General features: G+C 40.9%; 9 protein-coding genes. All 9 read left to right on the top strand.

What is annotated here, in order from left to right:
• The coding region (locus ACEN2L_RS20600; protein WP_441745952.1) for a GFA family protein at window positions 1-508 on the top strand (508 nt) is incomplete at its 5' end.
• A gap of 125 nt (window positions 509-633) precedes the next feature.
• A complete protein-coding gene (locus ACEN2L_RS20595) occupies window positions 634-1,035 on the top strand; it encodes a hypothetical protein (protein WP_441745951.1) in 402 nt (133 codons plus the stop codon).
• Window positions 1,035-1,514 (top strand): hypothetical protein, encoded by a 480-nt coding sequence (locus tag ACEN2L_RS20590; RefSeq protein ID WP_441745950.1) that lies wholly within the window; start codon window positions 1,035-1,037, stop codon window positions 1,512-1,514. The genes ACEN2L_RS20595 and ACEN2L_RS20590 overlap by 1 nt, the downstream gene beginning before the upstream one ends.
• An 86-nt stretch (window positions 1,515-1,600) precedes the next feature.
• Window positions 1,601-1,882: a hypothetical protein gene (locus tag ACEN2L_RS20585; RefSeq protein ID WP_434928106.1), complete on the top strand. Its 282-nt coding sequence runs from the start codon at window positions 1,601-1,603 to the stop codon at window positions 1,880-1,882.
• Window positions 1,883-1,992: 110 nt separating this feature from the next.
• Window positions 1,993-2,256 carry a hypothetical protein gene (locus ACEN2L_RS20580; protein ID WP_441745949.1) on the top strand — a complete coding sequence of 88 codons (264 nt, stop codon included), beginning with the start codon at window positions 1,993-1,995 and terminating at the stop codon, window positions 2,254-2,256.
• A gap of 213 nt (window positions 2,257-2,469) precedes the next feature.
• Window positions 2,470-2,919 carry a transposase gene (locus ACEN2L_RS20575; RefSeq protein ID WP_441745948.1) on the top strand — a complete coding sequence of 150 codons (450 nt, stop codon included), beginning with the start codon at window positions 2,470-2,472 and terminating at the stop codon, window positions 2,917-2,919.
• A gap of 1 nt (window position 2,920) precedes the next feature.
• Entirely contained in the window at window positions 2,921-4,060 is a 1,140-nt protein-coding gene (locus ACEN2L_RS20570; RefSeq protein WP_441745947.1) for a transposase, read from the top strand.
• Window positions 4,061-4,299: 239 nt separating this feature from the next.
• Window positions 4,300-4,590 (top strand): hypothetical protein, encoded by a 291-nt coding sequence (locus tag ACEN2L_RS20565; protein ID WP_441745946.1) that lies wholly within the window; start codon window positions 4,300-4,302, stop codon window positions 4,588-4,590.
• Between the two features lie 80 nt (window positions 4,591-4,670).
• On the top strand, window positions 4,671-5,198 hold the full coding sequence (locus ACEN2L_RS20560) for a GNAT family N-acetyltransferase (protein WP_441745945.1): 528 nt from the start codon (window positions 4,671-4,673) through the stop codon (window positions 5,196-5,198).
• The last annotated feature ends 160 nt before the right edge of the window (window positions 5,199-5,358 follow it).

Here is a 5,358-nt window from a genome sequence, read left to right as displayed (position 1 = left end):
TTGCAAATGGCAACTAACAAACCAATTATTCCGACCTCAACTCGCTGCGCTCGTTTCGTCGGTATATTGGGGCGTTATGTTTCAAAAGGGTCGTGAATTAGCTATGAGTAATATAAAGGGAAGTTGCAATTGTGGCTCAGCTAAATATGAAGTTTCTGGCGCAGTTAAAAAAGTCGTAAATTGTCACTGCACATTGTGCCGAAAAATGAATGGTTCTGCCTTTTCAACATACGCTATTGTTCTAAATACCGACTTCAAACTATTAACTGGACACCTCACATCACATCAAGTGTCTAGTAACGCTAGTAAGCATTTTTGCGGTTCGTGCGGCACACCGATTTACAATACCAATCCTAAACTTGAAGGGTTAATTATTTTACATTTTGGTTCATTGGATTCTGCATTAGAGTTAACTCCAGATATCAATATATACTGTGATTCAAAGCTAGGTTGGGTTAATAATGTTGCTGATTTTTTGAGCTTGCCACAAGGTGTTCCGAGCAATTGAAACATAACAAAACAATAAACATCATTCACTTCGTTCATTGGGAAAAAGCCTTGCTGCAACTTCGTTGCAAAGCACTCGGTTTTTCCCGTTATTGTAAGCGTTAGGGTTCTTATGGAATTAATCACATGACTGCAAGAATTATTGAGAACCAAGAGGTTACTGAGACTCAAAACTTCCCAGATCTCTTTACTGATGTAGAGGTTGGAACTTGGCAAGCAGAATACGTTTTGCGAGAAGTTGAGTTTGAGAGGTTAAAAAACGGTAAACCTATAACTTATAACTGGGCGAATAGTATTGGACTAACCTCTTTCGGGTTTGCTTTAAACCTATTAGCTAAAGGTTATTCAGATCATACTATTATCCTTAAAGGAGAATGGATAGCTTTAGGTCTTGGTGTTTCAGTATCTGTTGTGTTGTATGTGGTTGGAACTATGTTGCCAGATAATAGAAAGAAGGTTATGAAAGATATAGAATCGCACTTTGAAAATGCTACCAAGAAAAAGCAAATACATCGGGAGCAAAGCTAATGATTACTATAAATAACAAACCGAAATCATATCAACCTCTCGAAAAGCTCATTATTTGTTCTAATACACTGCAAGGCGGAAGTAATTTAGTCGCGGTAGGTGAATTATTACCAATACTAATAGGTAAAGGTGAAACTCCTCAAATTTGGTTGTCAGCCTTAGATAATGCAGAGCAAAATCAATTTATTCCTATTGTAGAAGCCAATATATCCAAGCATCACGTCGTCAAGGTTTACGAAGAAAGTGGTGTTTATAATGTTGCTGTCGCAGGTGATATTATTTTATCTGTCATTAAAAAATCAGAAAGTGAAGCTGAAGTCATTAAACTAGATTTAAGACCAATAGGTTTAAACATACATGGAGATGAAACTATTTTATATGTTGGCAATAGCTCGTTTAAAGATTCTGGGATGTCGGGTGGCGGAGCTCTGATCGGTTTCGGACAACAGAACCCTAACAAGCCAATTAAGCAGGACTAAAAACAGTTGGCTTTTGCTCCTGCGTCGCTTATTTTAGCCAACAATTTTTAGCCCCTTATTGGGGCGTTAGTGAGCAGGAGGCTTAAATGGATGTCTGGTTTATTATAATAACCTTATCAAGTTTAACTGGATTATTGGTCGCGAGGTTTATGAAACATAAGCGAGCAATTGTAGTCGCAGGTGTTGTTCCATGGTTGGGACTATTAAGTAAACTTTTATACGAAGAGTATTTTGTACCTTATCAAGGTGGTGGGGCTTCAATGTGGCCTGTCGCTCAAGTTTTCGGTGGTACGGCTGCAGCGTTCATAGGTATGATTGTGTTTTCATTGGCTCGTAAGTTTATCTGGCCAATTAACGATGCTCACTAACAAGTTACTCAAAAGGACGCAAAACGCTTGGCTTGTGCTCCTTCGTCGCTAATTTTAGCCAAGCATTTATGCGCCCATTAGTAAGGCGTTATATGCCACAAGGAACTTAAATGGAATTTGAAATTTGGTACGTATTCATAGGGATTGCATTTGTGCTAAATATTGCAGTTTCAGTATTCTTAATTCGTAGGGATGATTTGGAAACCTTTCAGAAATGTTCGCAAATTTTAATTGTTTGGTTAATCCCTTTTTTTGCGGCCATCGGTCTATGGATGTTAAACCGTAGTCAAGATGTTCCAACTAAAGCTCATAAAAATTTCGGTGGCGGTGCTCGAGATAGCATTGATACAGGTGCGGCTGGGGGTGGTGATTAGTGGCATATAACAAACTGCTCAAGTTCGCAGCAAACAACGCTGCGGGACAGTTACTCGCTGGCTTCGCCAACAACACTCGCAACTGCCCCTTAGCAAAGCGTTGAGGCTGTAGAAAAACCCTAAATCAGTTCAAAAAACCACCATTATTTACTTCCCCCCGATCGTCGTTTGTGATCCAATAGGTATTATCAATTAGGCACAGGAGCCTTGGTGATGCCACGTTTTATCCCGCTCAATTATCAAAAAAATTCCATGGTGGTGATCAACTACCTCGACCAACTTCAACCAGGTACGTTTGAATATGCTATTCATCATTTGATTGATGAAAAGTTAGACATATCGGTGTTTTATCCGAAGTACCAAAATGATGCCACTGGTCGCCCTGCGTATGATCCCGCCGCGTTATTGAAAATCATTTTGTTTGCCTATTCTAAGGGCATTACTTCAAGCCGCGAAATTGAGTGGTGCTGCGAAACCAATATCATTTTCAAAGCTCTGAGTTGCGATTCCGTGCCGCATTTTACAACCATTGCAGGCTTTGTCAGTGGTCGCAGAGAGGAAGTGGAACAGGTGTTTGAGCAAGTGTTATTGATTTGCCATACCCAAGGTTTATTGGGCAATGAATTGTTTGCTATTGACTGGAAGGCCAGCCCCGGGGTGTAAAATGCCATCAAATGCGTCCAAAGAATGGTCTGGCACATTTAAAGAGTTGGAAGAAAAACGCGCTAAGCTTAAGCGCCAAATCCGCTATCAGATGGACGAGCATGAGAAGCTGGATAAAAATGAGTCTGCTGATGAAGTGCGTAAACAGCGCACTGCACAAACCATCGAAACCTTAAATAAAGCACATGACAAAATTGATACCTTTCTAAAAAAGGCCGACGCCGCACCACGGATGGGTACGGGCAAACGACCACAGGAAGTGAAGTCAAATATCACCGACAATGAATCGGCCAAGATGACCACCAGTAAAGGGACGATTCAAGGTTATAACGGCGTAGCGGCAGTGGATAAAAAACACCAAGTTATTGTTGATGCCCAAGTGTTTGGTAGCGGCCAGGAGCACCACACCTTGCAGCCCGTACTTGAAAGTATTCAAGCGCGGTTCCAGCGTTTAGCTATCAGTGAGGATATCTTAAAAGCGCAAACTATCATCACTGCAGACACGGGCTTTTCGAATGAATCGAACAATGAATATCTGCATGACAATCACATCAATGCCTATATTCCTGACAACCAATTTAGAAGCCGCGACCCCAAGTTCAATGAGCAAAAGCAAAAATACGGTAAACGTCATCAAGATAATAAAGTGAGTAAGGTTGAGTTAATCCCCGCTAATGAATTTAATTTCGACCCCATTAACATGACTTGTGTTTGCCCAATGGGTGAAGCTATGTGGGAGACCTGGCGTCGCACTGAACCCTCTGGTGGCACACGGATAGGCTTTGAAGGCAAAATACGCGCCTGCCGAGGTTGTGAGAAAAAGCAGCAATGTTTACGTAACCCTGCATCACCCGATAAACCTAAAGGACATGGACGAATAGTATCGTTTTTAATTGATGACAAACCGCGACCGCCCAATTTTACCGACTGGATGAGACTGCGCGTTGATAGCCCCAAGGGCAAACAAATATACAGTCACCGCATGTCGGTGGTTGAACCTGTGTTCGGCAACATAGGGACCAACAAGAATCTCAAACGCTTCAGCCTGCGCGGCAAAAATAAGGTGCAAGGCCAGTGGTATTTGTTCTGTTTGATACACAATATTGAAAAGCTCAAGAATTACGGCCAGTTAGCGGCATGAGGCTCGCGCCATATTGAGGTGAATACTGTGCTTTAAAGTCCCTACAATCAGGCGCTAACCAGTACAAATTCGTCGAAAAGAAAATTATCCCAAAATCCCATCAATAAAATTGAAAAATCCCGATGTTCAGGGCAAAGTAGCCAAAGTTAAAAATTAAGAAGGGCAGTAGAAAATGCAAAGTCAAAATCACCTTTTTCTACAGGCTCGTTAGCTGCCAAAATCAAACAAGGAGAGTACAGATGAACCCATTTTTTATGATCGCAATTCCCGTCGTTTTAATTGTTGCCTTAGTTACTCTAATCAAACAAAGAGACTTAATTGCTTACTCTGCCATTCTTGCACTGAGCATCTTGACCACTGTCATAGTAGATTTTATCTATTGTTCTATATTGCAAACCAAGTGTGAACCAGATGCACTCAATGCGGTGGGTCACTTATTTTTTACATTATTGGTCATGGCATCTTCTAGTGTCACTTATGCTTTATTATCTTCATTTTTGAAAAGTAAAAGTGATAAACATGTCAGCTAACAAACCAAGCCAGCGGGAATTTTACTCGCTGAAAAACACTCATAAAATCCCCTGCTTGGGGCGTTATACGCTGGATTAGCATGACTATATTTGAAACAGAGAGACTAGTAATTAGGGAGTGGCTAGAGGGAGATAGGCCAAACTTCTATGAAATGTCTGCTGACAAGGATGTAATGAAATTCTTCCCAAATACCCTAACGAATAATGAATGCGACAGAGTAGTTCAGAGGTTAAAGAGTTTACATGCAAAAAACGGTTGCTGTTTTTGGTCATGCGAAATTAAAAAGAGCAAGTCGTTCATTGGGCTGGTTGGGTTAAATAAAATAGACAGTGAGTTACCATTTGCGCCCTGCGTCGAGATTGGCTGGCGTCTTGCTAAAAATCACTGGGGAAAGGGTTATGCCACTGAAGCTGCAAAAGGATGCTTGGAATATGGCTTTCAAACACTTAATCTAAAGGAAATTGTTTCGTTTGCGGTTAAATCCAACTTAAATTCTATTAAGGTTATGAAACGTATTGGTATGGTTAATACCATGAGCAACTTTATGCACCCCAAAGTGGATGTTGAGCATTTAAAAGAGCACGTCCTTTTTAAAGCTCATGTGTAAGGCGTATAACAAGCCGTTTAACGAAAACGCCAGCAAACAGCACTGGCACGGAATCGCAAAACACGCTCACCCGTTAACGGAGTGTTAGTTGCCAAGGAAAAGTTTTGTATCGAATTTACTTATTTGCACTTTTAATCATTCCTAATTTGGTGCTAGCCAA

Source organism: Flavobacterium sp. W21_SRS_FM6, from assembly GCF_052119645.1.
In the GTDB taxonomy this organism is placed as follows: Bacteria; Pseudomonadota; Gammaproteobacteria; order Enterobacterales; family Alteromonadaceae; genus Paraglaciecola.
This window is presented reverse-complemented; position numbering and strand designations above follow the sequence as displayed.